13 protein-coding genes are annotated in these 14,548 nt (G+C 53.6%); 4 read left to right on the forward strand and 9 right to left on the reverse strand.

Annotated elements, in window-relative coordinates; genetic code table 11:
- Positions 1-5: 5 nt before the first annotated feature.
- The 7 genes from cdsA to rpsB form a co-directional block, all read right to left on the reverse strand.
- Positions 6-863, reverse strand: a complete 858-nt coding sequence (gene cdsA / locus HYQ67_RS01995; RefSeq protein ID WP_202301101.1) for a phosphatidate cytidylyltransferase — start codon at positions 861-863, stop codon at positions 6-8.
- Between the two features lie 18 nt (positions 864-881).
- Positions 882-1,634: a (2E,6E)-farnesyl-diphosphate-specific ditrans,polycis-undecaprenyl-diphosphate synthase gene (ispU, locus tag HYQ67_RS02000; RefSeq protein WP_202301102.1), complete on the reverse strand. Its 753-nt coding sequence runs from the start codon at positions 1,632-1,634 to the stop codon at positions 882-884.
- Between the two features lie 186 nt (positions 1,635-1,820).
- Entirely contained in the window at positions 1,821-3,020 is a 1,200-nt protein-coding gene (gene ispC, locus HYQ67_RS02005; protein ID WP_202301103.1) for a 1-deoxy-D-xylulose-5-phosphate reductoisomerase, read from the reverse strand.
- Between the two features lie 134 nt (positions 3,021-3,154).
- The gene (gene frr, locus HYQ67_RS02010) at positions 3,155-3,712 is read right to left on the reverse strand and encodes a ribosome recycling factor (protein ID WP_202301105.1); all 558 of its coding nucleotides are present in this window, start codon (positions 3,710-3,712) and stop codon (positions 3,155-3,157) included.
- A gap of 166 nt (positions 3,713-3,878) precedes the next feature.
- Entirely contained in the window at positions 3,879-4,604 is a 726-nt protein-coding gene (gene pyrH / locus HYQ67_RS02015; RefSeq protein ID WP_034460858.1) for a UMP kinase, read from the reverse strand.
- A 142-nt stretch (positions 4,605-4,746) separates the two neighbouring features.
- Positions 4,747-5,598: a translation elongation factor Ts gene (tsf, locus tag HYQ67_RS02020; protein WP_202301107.1), complete on the reverse strand. Its 852-nt coding sequence runs from the start codon at positions 5,596-5,598 to the stop codon at positions 4,747-4,749.
- 149 nt (positions 5,599-5,747) lie between these two features.
- Positions 5,748-6,473, reverse strand: a complete 726-nt coding sequence (gene rpsB / locus HYQ67_RS02025) for a 30S ribosomal protein S2 (protein WP_202301109.1) — start codon at positions 6,471-6,473, stop codon at positions 5,748-5,750.
- Between the two features lie 310 nt (positions 6,474-6,783).
- Here rpsB and map point away from each other — a divergent pair, with 310 nt between their 5' ends.
- The 4 genes from map to HYQ67_RS02045 all read left to right on the forward strand — a co-directional run bounded on the left by map (position 6,784) and on the right by HYQ67_RS02045 (position 11,675).
- Entirely contained in the window at positions 6,784-7,578 is a 795-nt protein-coding gene (gene map, locus HYQ67_RS02030; RefSeq protein ID WP_202301111.1) for a type I methionyl aminopeptidase, read from the forward strand.
- Positions 7,579-7,640: 62 nt separating this feature from the next.
- Positions 7,641-10,313 carry a bifunctional uridylyltransferase/uridylyl-removing protein GlnD gene (gene glnD / locus HYQ67_RS02035; RefSeq protein WP_202301113.1) on the forward strand — a complete coding sequence of 891 codons (2,673 nt, stop codon included), beginning with the start codon at positions 7,641-7,643 and terminating at the stop codon, positions 10,311-10,313.
- 37 nt (positions 10,314-10,350) lie between these two features.
- A complete protein-coding gene (gene dapD, locus HYQ67_RS02040; RefSeq protein WP_202301115.1) occupies positions 10,351-11,175 on the forward strand; it encodes a 2,3,4,5-tetrahydropyridine-2,6-dicarboxylate N-succinyltransferase in 825 nt (274 codons plus the stop codon).
- Positions 11,176-11,285: 110 nt separating this feature from the next.
- Complete coding sequence (locus tag HYQ67_RS02045) at positions 11,286-11,675, forward strand: DUF3461 family protein (protein WP_202301116.1); 390 nt, start codon at positions 11,286-11,288, stop codon at positions 11,673-11,675.
- Between the two features lie 86 nt (positions 11,676-11,761).
- Here HYQ67_RS02045 and HYQ67_RS02050 read toward each other — a convergent pair whose 3' ends face one another.
- Positions 11,762-12,919 (reverse strand): CdaR family transcriptional regulator, encoded by a 1,158-nt coding sequence (locus HYQ67_RS02050; protein ID WP_202301117.1) that lies wholly within the window; start codon positions 12,917-12,919, stop codon positions 11,762-11,764.
- Positions 12,920-13,092: 173 nt separating this feature from the next.
- Complete coding sequence (gene degP, locus HYQ67_RS02055) at positions 13,093-14,535, reverse strand: serine endoprotease DegP (protein WP_202301118.1); 1,443 nt, start codon at positions 14,533-14,535, stop codon at positions 13,093-13,095.
- Between the last annotated feature and the right edge of the window lie 13 nt (positions 14,536-14,548).

Raw genomic sequence — 14,548 nt, forward strand, 5'->3', positions numbered from 1 at the left:
TTCCGTTAAATCGTCCTGAAAACTAACAAAAGCAGACAGGCAAACACCGGCACTGCCGCTGTCAGACTGTCGATGCGATCCAGAATACCACCATGTCCGGGAATCATGTGACCGCTATCTTTAATCCCTGCTTCACGCTTAAACATACTTTCAGTTAAATCACCCAGCACGGAGGCCAGGGCAGCAACAACCGAACACACCAGTAGAATGGCTGGAGTCACTTCCAGATTCGCCCACAGACCAAACATCACGGAGATGATGGCCGAGGTAAACAGACCACCAATAAACCCTTGCCAGGTCTTACCGGGAGAAACCTTCGGCGCAAGTTTGTGCTTGCCGAACATTTTACCAAACAGGTAAGCACCGGAATCTGCTCCCCAGACGAGGATCATGACGTACAGCAACCATAACGCACCCGTGTAGTGGTTGCTATCATAGTGCCAGTTACGCAGTACAATCATACCCCAGAAGAACGGCACGATAGTCAGCAGACCAAAGAGCAGCCGCAGCGTCTTTGAATGTCGCCACATTGCCGCTGAAGCCGGGTAAAACAGCACTAATACCAGCGCCGCAATCCACCATACCAGAGATGCCCATAATGAGTATTCAATTATTGGGATATGCACCGAGCGACGATACTCCGGCAGAGCGATAAGCATCGTCGCCAGCAACAGTCCGCAAAGCACTGCCAGCCAGACTCGCTGCGAGCGCGCTTTAAACCCAGCCAGTTGTCCCCACTCCCAGGCGGCCAACATACATACCACCAGGGTAGTGATGGCAAAACCGACCGGCGGCAGCAAGAACAGCGCGGCAATCACGACTGGTATCAAAATAAACGCGGAAATCAGGCGATACTTCAGCAAAAGTGACCCCCAACAGGCTTATTCGCCACCAGGTGCTGTGCCACCAAAACGACGCTCTCGATTCGCAAAAGCATTTAGCGCACCTTCAAAGTCTTGTTCATCGAAATCAGGCCAAAGAACATCTGTAAAGTAAAGCTCTGCATAGGCAATCTGCCAAATCAGAAAGTTACTAATGCGATGCTCCCCACCCGTCCTAATTACTAAATCTACAGGGGCCAGTTCATTCATGCAGATTTGCTTGCTCAGCATCTCTTCATCAATCTCGTCCGGACGCAGAGCGCCATCGCGCACCTGTTCGGCAAGTTGCCGAACGCCCTGAATAATATCCCAACGGCCGCCATAATTCGCAGCGATATTGAGCGTTAAACCTGTATTCGCACTGGTCATCGTCTCAGCTTTGTTAATCCGCTCTTGCAAACGAGCGTTAAATCGGCTGGTATCACCAATCACCCGAAGACGAACGTTGTGGCGATGTAAGCTTTTGACTTCACTGTCTAAAGCCCATACAAACAACTCCATCAGAGCAGTCACTTCCTGCGCCGGACGATTCCAGTTTTCACTGCTGAAGGCATAAAGCGTGAGCGCCTCAATGCCGTTATTTGCCGCAAAACTGACGGCACGGCGGACGGATTTCGCTCCCGCTTTATGACCAAAGACTCTCATTTTCCCCTGTCGTTTAGCCCAACGACCATTGCCATCCATAATAATGGCAACATGGCGTGCGCCATGCGCGGATTCGGTTTCGCTTAATTGTTGGTTTACAGACAGCATAACGCGTAATAATTCCCTGAAAAGAATTTAGCGGTACTTGAGAATGACTTCAGTCTTCGCACAAAAAAGCCGTGCTTTGACACGGCTTACCACCTTTCCGTCCGCCTTAAGCGATGGAAAGGTGGCGCAGACTATATCACTGAAGCACAACGCTAACAAATAACGGCAAGCCAGCCGATTGAATAATCATCGGTTAGCGACACGCGTCACCAGTTTTCTGGCCACGTCTCGTGCCGTTGCGTCCACCGCCTGTACCTCGTCGACACTTTTTGGCTCGGTCAGATCGACCTGCTCCAGCACCGCTCGGTTAAGCGCAGCAATATCCGTAAAACACAGACGATGATGCAGGAAGGCATCCACCACAATTTCATTCGCTGCATTTAATACCGTTGTTGCTGCCTGTCCTTGCTCAAAGGCCTCGATGGCCAGTTTCAGGCAAGGGTAGCGGTGATAATCTGGCTCCATAAAGGTAAAGGTGCCAATTTTACAGAAATCCAGCGGCGCTACGCCTGAGACAACCCGTTCCGGAAATGCCATCGCATGGGCGATAGGCGTTCGCATATCCGGTGCGCCAAGCTGTGCCAGCACGCTGCCATCGCGATAGCGCACCATCGAGTGGATAACGGACTGCGGGTGGATCAGCACTTCCATCTGTTTCGCGCTGGCGTTGAATAACCAACGAGCTTCAATGTACTCAAGACCTTTGTTCATCATGGTGGCGGAGTCGACGGAAATTTTACGGCCCATCGACCAGTTCGGATGGCTGCAAGCCTGATCCGGCGACATTGCCGCCAGCTCGCCAATCGGCGTTTCACGAAATGGGCCACCAGACCCGGTGAGGATAATCGACGATACGCCATTATCTTCGAGTTCAGCGTATCCCAGGTTCTGCTGGATTGTTTCCGGTAAACTCTGAAAAATTGCGTTATGTTCACTGTCGATCGGTAATAACTGCGCACCGCTACGCTGCACTGCTTCCATGAAGAGACGACCGCAGGTGACTAGCGACTCTTTATTCGCCAACAAGACCTGTTTGCCCGCAGCGATAGCCGCAAGCGTAGGAAGCAGCCCTGCTGCACCGACAATCGCCGCCATCACCTGATCGACGTCATCCAGCGCGGCCATGTCGCAGGCAGCCTGCTGCCCTGACAATACTTCGGTCTTGCAGCCTTGTTGTTGCAAAATACCTTTCAGCTCGCGAGCCGAAGCCTCATCGTCCATCACCGCCCAGGCCGGTCGAAACTCAAGGCACTGTTCCGCCATGCGCGCAACGTTCTTCCCGGCCACCAGAGCCTTTACGGAGAACTGTTGAGGATTATGACGAACAACGCTTAGGGTACTGGTGCCGATAGAACCGGTGGAACCGAGAATGGTCAGCTGCTTCATGAGGGACTCTGAATTGTAGTGGGAAGGGTCGGGCAGATAAGTCTACGCCTTTACGCTGAAAGCAAAACGCCGTAAACAAAACCCGTGACGTTAATCACGGTCTGTATACGGCGTTGGATCCGTCATAAGACAGATTAGAACTGCATCAGCTCGGCTTCTTTCTCAGCCAGTGTCGCATCGACTTTCTTGATGGCTGCATCAGTCAGCTTCTGAACGTCATCCTGAGAACGACGATCGTCATCTTCACTGATCTCTTTCTCTTTCAGCAGAGCTTTCACTTTGTCATTTGCGTCACGACGAACGTTACGGACAGCAACGCGTGCGCCTTCGGCTTCGCCACGCACAATTTTGATCAGGTCTTTACGACGCTCTTCCGTCAGCGCTGGCAGCGGCACACGGATATCGGTGCCCGCAGAGCTTGGGTTCAGACCGAGGTCGGAAGCCATAATGGCTTTCTCAACGGCCGGGCTCAAAGAGCGGTCGAAAACGTTGATTTTCAGAGTACGGGAATCTTCAACCGTCACGCTTGCCAGCTGGCGCAGCGGGGTTGGGGTACCGTAATACTCAACAACAATCCCGTCCAGCAGGGAGGGGGAGGCACGGCCAGTACGGATTTTACCGATCTGGTTTTTGAAAGCTTCTACGCATTTTTCCATACGTACTTCAGCGTCTTTTCTGATATCGCTTATCACGTTACGAATCCTTGAAAGCAGGTATTTGGGCAGACCACACGGCGCTCGCATTGTTTTGCTGCGTGCTAAGTATAGCCCTGTTTATTCATGGCGCCCTATTGGGGCTGCCGGGTCTGTTAAGACAGGTAGAAAAATGAATCTTACCCTGAATAGGCCAGCACTGAAATTATTCAGTGATCAGAGTGCCTTCTTTTTCACCCATTACCACGCGGCGCAGTGCGCCTGGTTTGTTCATGTTGAAAACACGAATCGGTAATTTGTGGTCACGCGCAAGCGTAAAGGCAGCCAGGTCCATCACTTTCAGCTCTTTATCCAGCACTTCCGTATAGGTCAGCTGCTCATAAAGAGTCGCGGTTGGATCTTTAACCGGGTCGGCAGTAAACACGCCATCGACTTTCGTGGCTTTCAGCACCACATCCGCTTCAATTTCGATACCACGCAGGCAAGCGGCGGAGTCGGTGGTGAAGAACGGGTTACCCGTACCCGCAGCCAGGATAACTACACGGTTGTTACGCAGCAGGCTGATGGCTTCGGCCCAGCTGTAGTTATCACATACGCCATTCAATGGAATAGCGGACATCAGGCGGGCGTTCACATAGGCGCGATGAAGCGCGTCACGCATCGCAAGACCGTTCATTACGGTCGCCAGCATGCCCATGTGGTCGCCCACAACACGGTTCATGCCGGCTTTCGCCAGGCCCGCGCCGCGGAATAAGTTGCCACCACCGATTACCACCCCGACCTGAATACCCAGTTCAACCAGCTCTTTAATTTCCTGAGCCATACGGTCCAGTATGCTCGCATCGATACCGAAACCTTCGGTGCCCTGCAGGGCCTCGCCACTCAGTTTAAGTAGGATGCGTTTATAGACGGGTTTTGCATTGGTAGCCATGTTTCTTTCCTGAGAACAGTCAACGAATGGGGATGGATAAATCTGGCGACATTGTGTCGCATATCAGCAAGAACTGTATCAGATCAGACTGATATTTAAGGCTGGATAAAAAGGAACCGCCAACTGGCGGCTCCTTTTTTAATTAAGACTGCTTGGACATTGCAGCAACTTCTGCTGCGAAGTCAGTCTCAACTTTCTGGATGCCTTCGCCCACTTCAAAGCGGATGAAGTTAGTCACGTCAGCATTGTGCTCTTTCAGGAACTGACCAACAGTTTTGCTTGGGTCAATAACGAAAGGCTGGCCAGTCAGAGAAACTTCGCCGGTGAATTTCTTCATGCGGCCTTCAACCATCTTCTCTGCGATTTCTTTTGGCTTGCCGGACTGCATCGCGATGTCGAGCTGAACCTGGTACTCTTTCTCAACAACTTCAGCAGACACGTCTTCTGGCTTAACGAATTCAGGCTTGCTTGCTGCAACGTGCATAGCAATCTGCTTAACCAGCTCTTCGTCTGCGCCAGTAGCTGCGATCAGAACACCGATGCGTGCGCCGTGCAGGTAAGAACCCAGCACATCGCCTTCAAGGGAAGCAACACGACGGATGTTGATGTTCTCACCGATTTTAGCAACCAGTGCAACGCGCTCTTCTTCGAACTGCGCTTTCAGAACTTCAACGTCAGTGATTTTGCCAGCCAGAGCAGCATCCAGCACTTTGTCAGCGAACGCCTGGAAACCAGCATCTTTAGCCACGAAGTCAGTCTGGCAGTTAACTTCCAGAATCACACCGTAGTTGCCTTCGATTTTGGTTTTGATCACGCCGTCAGCAGCTACGTTGCCTGCTTTCTTAGCCGCTTTGATCGCGCCAGATTTACGCATGTTTTCGATTGCCAGCTCGATGTCGCCGTTAGCTTCAGTCAGGGCTTTTTTGCAATCCATCATGCCTGCGCCAGTACGCTCACGCAGTTCTTTTACCAGAGCAGCGGTAATTTCAGCCATTCTTTAATCCTCGGTTATCTCGTTAAGAGAGATAAGCCCTGGTTCACGTGTGGGCGAACCCTGGCTCAAAATAAAAAGGGGGCCTGAGACAGGCCCCCTAACCAAACTATGCAATACCTGGTTAATAAGGGCTCAGCAGAGCGACCTTATTATTCAGCTTCTACGAAGCTTTCTTCTGCCTGAGCAGCCAGATCCTGAGAACGGCCTTCACGCACGGTAGCTGCAACAGCACCCAGGTACAGGGTAACAGCGCGGATTGCGTCGTCGTTACCTGGGATTACGAAATCAACGCCATCTGGATCGGAGTTGGTATCAACGATAGAGAATACTGGGATACCCAGGTTGTTCGCTTCTTTGATAGCAATGTGTTCGTGATCGGCATCGATAACGAACAGCGCGTCCGGCAGGCCGCCCATGTCTTTGATACCGCCCAGGCTGTTTTCTAACTTTTCCAGCTCACGGGTACGCATCAGCGCTTCTTTCTTGGTCAGTTTTTCGAAGGTACCGTCCTGAGACTGAGTTTCCAGATCTTTCAGACGTTTGATGGACTGACGAACAGTTTTCCAGTTAGTCAGCATACCGCCCAACCAGCGATGGTTCACGAAGAACTGATCGCAGCTCAGAGCAGCTTCTTTTACTGGTTCGCTTGCAGCGCGCTTAGTACCAACGAAAAGGATTTTGCCTTTACGAGAAGAAATCTTGCTCAGCTCAGCCAGGGCTTCGTTGAACATTGGAACAGTTTTCTCAAGGTTGATGATGTGAACTTTGTTACGTGCGCCGAAGATGAAAGGCTTCATTTTCGGGTTCCAGTAACGGGTCTGGTGACCAAAGTGAACACCAGCCTTGAGCATGTCGCGCATGGAAACAGTTGCCATGATTAAAACCTCTATAAGTAAATTGGGGTTAAGCCTCCACGTATCCCATATTACCGACCCCTAAGGGCACCCCGGAATATGTGTCGATACGTGTGTGTTATTTACACAAAGTGAGAGTGTTGGCCGTACACCGAAAATCGGAGTACAAGTCCGGCGCGCTTTATACCATAAAACCTGGACGGACTCCAATAGTTGTTCGCTAATGCAGCGACCTCCTATTCTCAATTTGGCAGTGTCTGTACGCCCTGATAACATTGATGTACACCTGCTCAATTATTGTCGAAAAAATCGACACCTGCGGACCGAATTTATGGCTATCTCTATTAAAACACCTGAAGAAATCGAAAAAATGCGCGTTGCGGGCGCGCTGGCTGCTGAAGTGCTGGAAATGATCGAAGAGCACGTTAAACCTGGCGTAACGACCGGCGAGCTCGACCGCATCTGTAGCGATTACATTATTAATAAGCAGCAGGCTGTCTCTGCCTGTCTGAACTACCACGGCTTCCCGAAATCCGTCTGCATTTCTATTAACGAAGTGGTTTGCCACGGCATTCCTGACGACGCGAAAGTATTGCGCGATGGCGACATCGTGAATATCGACGTCACCGTTATCAAAGACGAGTACCACGGCGATACGTCCAAGATGTTCATCGTCGGCAAACCCACTATTTTGGGCGAGCGTCTGTGCCGCATTACCCAGGAAAGCCTGTATCTGGCACTGAAGATGGTCAAGCCGGGCATCCGCCTGCGCACCCTGGGCGCAGCAATCCAGAAATTTGTAGAAGCGGAAGGTTTCTCCGTGGTGCGCGAATACTGCGGTCACGGCATTGGACGCGTCTTCCATGAAGAGCCACAGGTTCTGCATTACGATGCGGATGACGGCGGCGTGGTGCTACAGGCGGGCATGACGTTCACCATCGAACCTATGGTTAACGCGGGCGATTACCGTATTCGCACCATGAAAGACGGCTGGACGGTGAAAACCAAAGATCGCAGCTTGTCTGCTCAATACGAGCATACTATTGTGGTGACTGATAACGGCTGCGAAATTCTTACGTTACGCAAGGATGACACCATCCCGAACGTCATTTCGCATAACGAATGATTTGTCTCTAAGACAGCAATCGAAGCCGGCCCTGCGCCGGCTTTTTTTATGGGTGGCTAAGCATGAGTCCAACTTTACCCGAGCAGTTTGCCAACACAACGGAACCTGAGATTTCCGGGCAGCCGGACTACCCCAATAGCTGGTCAGACTCAGAGCTGACCTGTGTGCAAATCAAAGCGCATATGGAAACTTTTCAGCGCTGGCTGGGTATGGCGTTTGACGACGGTATCTCCGCCGAGCGGCTGATTGACGCCCGTACGGAATTTATCGATCAGCTCCTGCAGCGCCTGTGGCTCTCTTACGGCTTTGGTGAGCTGCCGGACGCAGCGCTTGTCGCCGTTGGCGGCTACGGCCGCGGCGAGCTGCATCCTCTCTCGGATATCGATTTATTGATTCTGAGCCGCAAACGTTTAACCGACGCTCAGTCTCAGAAAATCGGCGAGCTGCTCACCCTGCTGTGGGATGTGAAGCTCGAAGTTGGCCATAGCGTGCGCACTCTGGAAGAGTGTCTGCTTGAAGGGCTGTCAGATTTAACCGTTGCCACCAACCTCATCGAATCGCGGCTGCTGATAGGTGACGTCGCCCTGTTTCTTGAGCTGCAAAAGCACATCTTCAGCGACGGCTTCTGGCCTTCGGCTAAGTTCTTTGCGGCAAAAATAGATGAGCAAAACGAACGTCACCTGCGCTACCACGGCACCAGCTACAACCTTGAGCCCGATATTAAAAGCAGCCCCGGCGGCCTGCGCGACATGCACACGCTGCAATGGGTCGCCCGCCGCCATTTCGGTGCGACGTCACTAAGCGAAATGGTCGGCTTCGGCTTTTTAACCGAGGCCGAACGCAACGAGCTGGACGAATGTCAGCACATTCTGTGGCGCATCCGCTTTGCCCTCCATCTGGAAGTCAATCGCTACGATAACCGCCTGCTGTTCGACCGGCAGCTCAGCGTCGCCCAGCGTCTCAACTACAGCGGCGAGGGTAACGAGCCGGTTGAGAACATGATGAAGGACTTCTATCGCGTCACCCGGCGCGTGGGCGAACTGAATCAGATGCTGCTCCAGCTATTCGACGAGGCGATCCTCGCTCTGGATGCGAGTGAAAAGCCCCGGCCGCTGGACGACGATTTCCAGCTGCGCGGCACGCTAATCGACCTGCGCGACGAAACGCTGTTTATGCGCGAGCCGCAGGCGATTCTGCGCATGTTCTACACGATGGTTCGCAACCGCGACATTACCGGCATCTACTCCACTACCCTGCGTCATCTGCGCCACGCGCGACGCCACCTGCTACAGCCGCTCTGCTACATTCCAGAAGCACGTGAGCTTTTCCTGGTCATTCTGCGCCATCCGGGCGCGGTCAGCCGTGCGCTGCTCCCCATGCACCGTCACAGCGTGCTGTGGGCTTATATGCCGCAGTGGTCGCATATCGTCGGGCAAATGCAGTTTGACCTGTTCCATGCTTACACGGTGGATGAACACACCATCCGCGTGCTGCAAAAGCTGGAAAGTTTCGATAAAGAAGAGACGCGCCAGAAGCACCCGCTTTGCGTTGACCTCTGGCCACGTCTGGCTCACCCGGAGCTGCTGCTGATTGCCGCCCTCTTCCACGACATTGCCAAAGGGCGTGGCGGTGACCACTCCGTACTGGGCGCGGAGGACGTACTGAAATTTGCCGAGTTGCACGGCCTGAACTCAAGAGAAACACAGCTTGTGGCCTGGCTGGTGCGCCAGCATCTGCTGATGTCGGTGACCGCTCAGCGCCGTGATATTCAGGATCCGGAGGTCATCAAGCAGTTTGCCGAAGAAGTGCAAACCGAGAACCGCCTGCGCTATCTGGTCTGCCTGACCGTGGCGGACATCTGCGCGACTAACGAGACCCTGTGGAACAGCTGGAAGCAGAGCCTGCTGCGTGAGCTCTATTTCGCCACCGAAAAGCAGCTTCGTCGGGGAATGCAGAACAGCCCGGATATGCGTGAGCGTGTACGCCACCACCAGCTTCAGGCGCTGGCCCTGCTGCGCATGGACAACATCAACGAGGAAGCGCTACACCATATCTGGCGACGCTGTCGGGCAAACTACTTCGTACGCCACACGCCAAATCAGCTGGCCTGGCACGCCCGGCACTTGCTGAAACACGACCTTAACGAGCCGATGATTCTGTTGAGCCCGCAGGCGACACGCGGCGGCACGGAAATTTTCATCTGGAGTCCGGACCGCCCGTATCTGTTTGCCGCGGTTTGCGCGGAGCTGGACAGGCGAAATCTGAGCGTTCACGATGCGCAGATCTTTACCACGCGCGACGGCATGGCAATGGATACCTTTATCGTGCTGGAGCCTGACGGCAGCCCGCTCTCCGGCGACCGGCACGAACTGATTCGTCACAGCCTTCAGCAGGCCATCACCCAGACCAGCTGGCAGCCGCCGCAGCCGCGCCGCCAGTCGGCCAAACTTCGCCACTTTACGGTCGATACCGAAGTGAACTTCCTGCCGACGCACACCGACAGAAGAACCTTCCTTGAGCTGATTGCGTTAGATCAGCCAGGTCTGTTGGCGCGGGTGGGTGAGGTGTTCTCCGATCTGGATATTTCGCTACACGGGGCGAGAATTACAACAATTGGCGAGCGAGTAGAAGATTTATTTATAATTGCCACCGCAGACCGGCGTGCCCTTAATAATGAGCTGCAACAAGAGGTGCAACAACGGTTGACAGCGGCCCTTAATCCAAACGATAAATAACAATCTGTTATTTTTGTCACAATCAGGAAATTTATTTATGCAGCAGCTACAAAACGTCATTGAAACCGCTTTCGAGCGTCGCGCCGAAATCACTCCGGCAAACGTAGACACCGTCACACGTGAAGCGGTAAACCAGGTTATCTCTCTGCTCGACAGCGGCGCGCTTCGCGTTGCGGAAAAAATCGACGGCCAGTGGGTGACCCATCAGTGGCTGAAAAAGGCTGTTCTGCTCTCTTTCCGCATTAATGACAATCAGGTCATGGAAGGCGCAGAAAGCCGCTATTTCGACAAGGTGCCGATGAAATTCTCCAACTATGATGAAGCCCGCTTCCAGAAAGAAGGCTTCCGCGTTGTGCCACCTGCGGCGGTTCGTCAGGGTGCATTCATCGCCCGTAACACCGTACTGATGCCTTCTTACGTGAACATCGGTGCCTACGTGGACGAAGGCTCCATGGTTGATACCTGGGCCACCGTCGGCTCCTGCGCGCAGATCGGTAAAAACGTTCACCTGTCCGGCGGCGTGGGCATCGGTGGCGTTCTGGAGCCATTACAGGCGAACCCGACTATTATTGAAGATAACTGCTTCATCGGCGCGCGTTCAGAAGTTGTGGAAGGCGTTATCGTAGAAGAAGGTTCCGTTATCTCTATGGGCGTCTACATCGGTCAGAGCACCCGTATTTACGACCGCGAAACAGGCGAAGTCCATTACGGCCGCGTACCAGCGGGCTCCGTGGTGGTTTCCGGCAACCTGCCGTCGAAAGATGGCAAATACAGCCTGTACTGCGCCGTTATCGTGAAAAAAGTGGACGCCAAAACCCGCGGAAAAGTGGGTATCAACGAGCTGCTGCGCACCATCGACTAAATAAAAATGTTCAAAAGGCGGGGTAACCCGCCTTTTTTGCATCCGGGAGTGGCGGGAAAGGAATTTTCCGTTGATTATCTATAGGTTAATGATATCGAAAAGGTAACGCTATGTACGATAACCTGAAAAGTCTGGGTATTACCAATCCTGATGAAATCGATCGTTACAGCCTCCGGCAGGAAGCCAACAACGATATCCTGAAAATCTATTTCCAGAAGGATAAGGGCGAGTTCTTTGCCAAAAGCGTGAAGTTTAAATACCCGCGCCAGCGCAAAACCGTCGTCGCCGATGGCGTAGGACAGGGTTACAAAGAAGTGCAGGAGATCAGCCCCAACCTGCGCTACGTGATTGATGAGTTAGATCAGCTCTGCAAACGCGATCGCACCGAGGTGGATCTGAAGCGTAAGATCCTCGACGATCTGCGTCATCTGGAATCGGTCGTAACCAATAAGATCAGCGAAATTGAATCCGATCTGGAAAAGCTAACCCGCAATAAATAAAGACGCCGTGCCCGATGACGCTTCGCTTATCAACTCGACAAAACCCTGAACTCCAGGGGAGATAAGCGGTAGCGTCATCTCCCTTTTTATCTTTGCTCATCTAACTGTAACGCCACATAAAGCAGCAGACGATCGTCGAAGCTTCCCAGATCCAGCCCCGTTAGCTCTGAAATACGATTAAGCCGATACTCCAGCGTGTTGCGGTGAATAAATAGCGCTTTCGAGGTCGCCAGAGGCTGAACGTTGTGCCGGAACCAGGCGCTGAGCGTCCGGCGCAATAATCCGTTGTTATCCATTGCTTTAAGACGAGTCAGGGGGCGCGCCAGTTCATTGGCCTGCCAGCCGCCTCGCAGGCTGTCCAGCAGCACCGGCAGCATCAAATCCTGATAGAAAAAGCTGCGGTTTTCCGGCATACGCTGTTTGCCGACCATCATGGTGGTGCGGGCGGTTCGGTACGAACGGGCAATGCTGCCGGGGCCGGTAAAATAGTTACCGAGGGCAACGCGGAAACGGAGCTGGCCGTTCTCTTTCATGCGGCTGATTAACTGCTCTACGCGTTTACGATGGTCCTCTGCATCCCAACGGCCAAACTGGTTGAGTGCCGGCTTGAGGACAACCATCTCAGTCAGCGAGACGATAGCGATCAGGTTATTGCGTTCCGGCGTCGTCAGGGCGTTTTGCAGCTGCTGTAGCTCTTCCATTGCGCTGTCCACGCCGAGCTGACCGCTGTCCACTTCAACAACGGCCACAACGCGAGGCTGGTTAAGATCGATACCCAGCCGCTGCGCCCATTCCGTCAGCGCCGGGGTGTGCTCCTCCGCCTGAATCAGGTTCATCACCAGCTCTTCACGCAGACGGCTGTCCTGGGCCAGCAGGTGCATCAGGCGGGACTGCTCCAGCATCATTTCCGCCGTCATACAAACCAGCTCACCATACTTACGCAGCGACTCCGGCTCTCCCGTCAGCCCGATAACGCCGACGATTTCGCCGTCAATACGCAGCGGCAGATTAATCCCCTGCCGGACGCCATGCAGGTGGCGGGCTACAGCGTCATCAATATCCACCACGCGCCCCTGCGAAAGCACCAGCAGCGCGCCTTCGTGCAGTTCACCAATACGCTCTTTGTCACCGCTACCAATGATCCGTCCGCGGGCATCCATCACGTTGATATTGGTATCGATGATGGCCATGGTGCGCGTCACAATATCCTGCGCCATTTTGGTATCAAGATGCCAGCCAGCCATTTTTCACTCTCCTGGTGGTGCTAATGGCTCAGCATAGGCGAGATGAAAGCGCCGGGCATTGTGCAAACGCCCAAAGCAGCCGGTGAGTATGTGGAGTTGTGGAAAAGCTCACAAAAAAATAGGGGCCGCGATTGCGGCCCCTGGCTACATGGACTAACTCAGTCCGAAACAGATTACTGCATCAGCAGGTAAATGGTGGAATCACCACGCTGGATGTTCAGCGCCATTACCGATGGTTTAGTGTCGAGAATTTTGCGCAGCTCAGCGATGTTGTTTACCACCTGCTGGTTAACACCAATGATGACGTCGCCCTTTTTCAGCCCGATACGCGCGGCCGGGGTGTTGCCCTTCACGGAGTTCACAACCACGCCCTTCTCACCTTTACCGCTGCGGTTGCTCATTTCAGCCCCTTCGATGCCGGTAAAGATGGTTGAAGAGTCAACCTGAGTCTGGCTGCTCTGCTGCAGCTGCAGGTTTACAGAAACAGGCTTGCCGTCGCGCAGCAGGCCGAGGGTAATTTTGCTGCCAACAGGCATAGAACCCACTTCGGCGCGCAGTGCCGCAAAGCTGCTGATTGGCTTACCGTTCATGGAGACCACGACGTCACCGGCTTTCACGCCAGCTTTCGCTGCGGAAGAGTTCGCCATAACCTGGCTGACAAACGCGCCGCGCTGAGCATCCACCTTCATCGCTTTCGCCAGTTCGGAGTTCAGTTCGGTACCCATAATGCCCAGCTCGCCACGACGCACCTGGCCAAACTCAACGATCTGCGCGGTCAGGTTTTTCACCATGTTGCTTGGGATCGCAAAGCCGATACCGATGTTGCCACCGTCCGGCGCCAGGATTGCGGTGTTAATCCCGATCAGCTCGCCGTTCAGATTAACCAGCGCACCACCGGAGTTACCACGGTTGATCGCCGCATCCGTCTGGATGAAGTTTTCGTAATTTTCGATGTTCAGGCCGCTACGACCCAGCGCAGAAACGATACCGGAAGTCACCGTCTCGCCCAGACCATATGGGTTACCGATGGCCACCGTGTAGTCACCTACGCGCAGAGCGTCAGAGTCTGCCATTTTAATGGCCGTCAGGTTTTTTGGATCCTGAAGCTGTACCAGTGCGATATCAGAACGCGGATCTTTCCCCACAACCTTAGCGTCAAATTTACGGCCATCGCTCAGGGAGACCTGAATTTTGGTGGCGTTGTCCACCACGTGGTTGTTGGTCACAACGTAGCCTTTAGCGGCATCAATAATGACGCCGGAACCCAGGGCTGCGAATTTCTGTTTTTGCGCGCCGCCGTCATCACCAGCACCTGGTCCACCGCCCTGACAGAATGGAGAGCTCTGGAACGGAGAACCTTCCTGACAGAACGGCGAGTTGTCGCCGAAGAACTGCTGGAAGTTACGTCCCATACGCGGTGTGTTGACCGTCGTACTACCTTCGACGTTAATGCTCACCACTGAAGGCATCACCTTTTCCAGCATCGGAGCCAGACTTGGCAGCGGTTGGGCGGCCGGGGCCGCAGAAGCAGTCTCGGCGGCGAAGGCAGATACGGGTGCCAGCGCCAGACCCAGACTTAAAGCCAGCGCACTCATTGCTAAAGTGGTTTTTTTCATATTTTTCAATCTC

This window comes from Dryocola clanedunensis subsp. sulfonylureivorans (genome assembly GCF_016756775.1).
Lineage (GTDB): Bacteria > Pseudomonadota > Gammaproteobacteria > Enterobacterales > Enterobacteriaceae > Dryocola > Dryocola clanedunensis.

Bases quoted from the DNA above. Each gene is read 5' to 3' on its own strand.
- ispU (WP_202301102.1), bottom strand. From the start codon at position 1,634: ATGCTGTCTGTAAACCAACAATTAAGCGAAACCGAATCCGCGCATGGC.
- ispC (WP_202301103.1), bottom strand. From the start codon at position 3,020: ATGAAGCAGCTGACCATTCTCGGTTCCACCGGTTCTATCGGCACCAGT.
- pyrH (WP_034460858.1), bottom strand. From the start codon at position 4,604: ATGGCTACCAATGCAAAACCCGTCTATAAACGCATCCTACTTAAACTG.
- tsf (WP_202301107.1), bottom strand. From the start codon at position 5,598: ATGGCTGAAATTACCGCTGCTCTGGTAAAAGAACTGCGTGAGCGTACT.
- rpsB (WP_202301109.1), bottom strand. From the start codon at position 6,473: ATGGCAACTGTTTCCATGCGCGACATGCTCAAGGCTGGTGTTCACTTT.
- map (WP_202301111.1), top strand. From the start codon at position 6,784: ATGGCTATCTCTATTAAAACACCTGAAGAAATCGAAAAAATGCGCGTT.
- glnD (WP_202301113.1), top strand. From the start codon at position 7,641: ATGAGTCCAACTTTACCCGAGCAGTTTGCCAACACAACGGAACCTGAG.
- dapD (WP_202301115.1), top strand. From the start codon at position 10,351: ATGCAGCAGCTACAAAACGTCATTGAAACCGCTTTCGAGCGTCGCGCC.
- HYQ67_RS02045 (WP_202301116.1), top strand. From the start codon at position 11,286: ATGTACGATAACCTGAAAAGTCTGGGTATTACCAATCCTGATGAAATC.
- HYQ67_RS02050 (WP_202301117.1), bottom strand. From the start codon at position 12,919: ATGGCTGGCTGGCATCTTGATACCAAAATGGCGCAGGATATTGTGACG.
- degP (WP_202301118.1), bottom strand. From the start codon at position 14,535: ATGAAAAAAACCACTTTAGCAATGAGTGCGCTGGCTTTAAGTCTGGGT.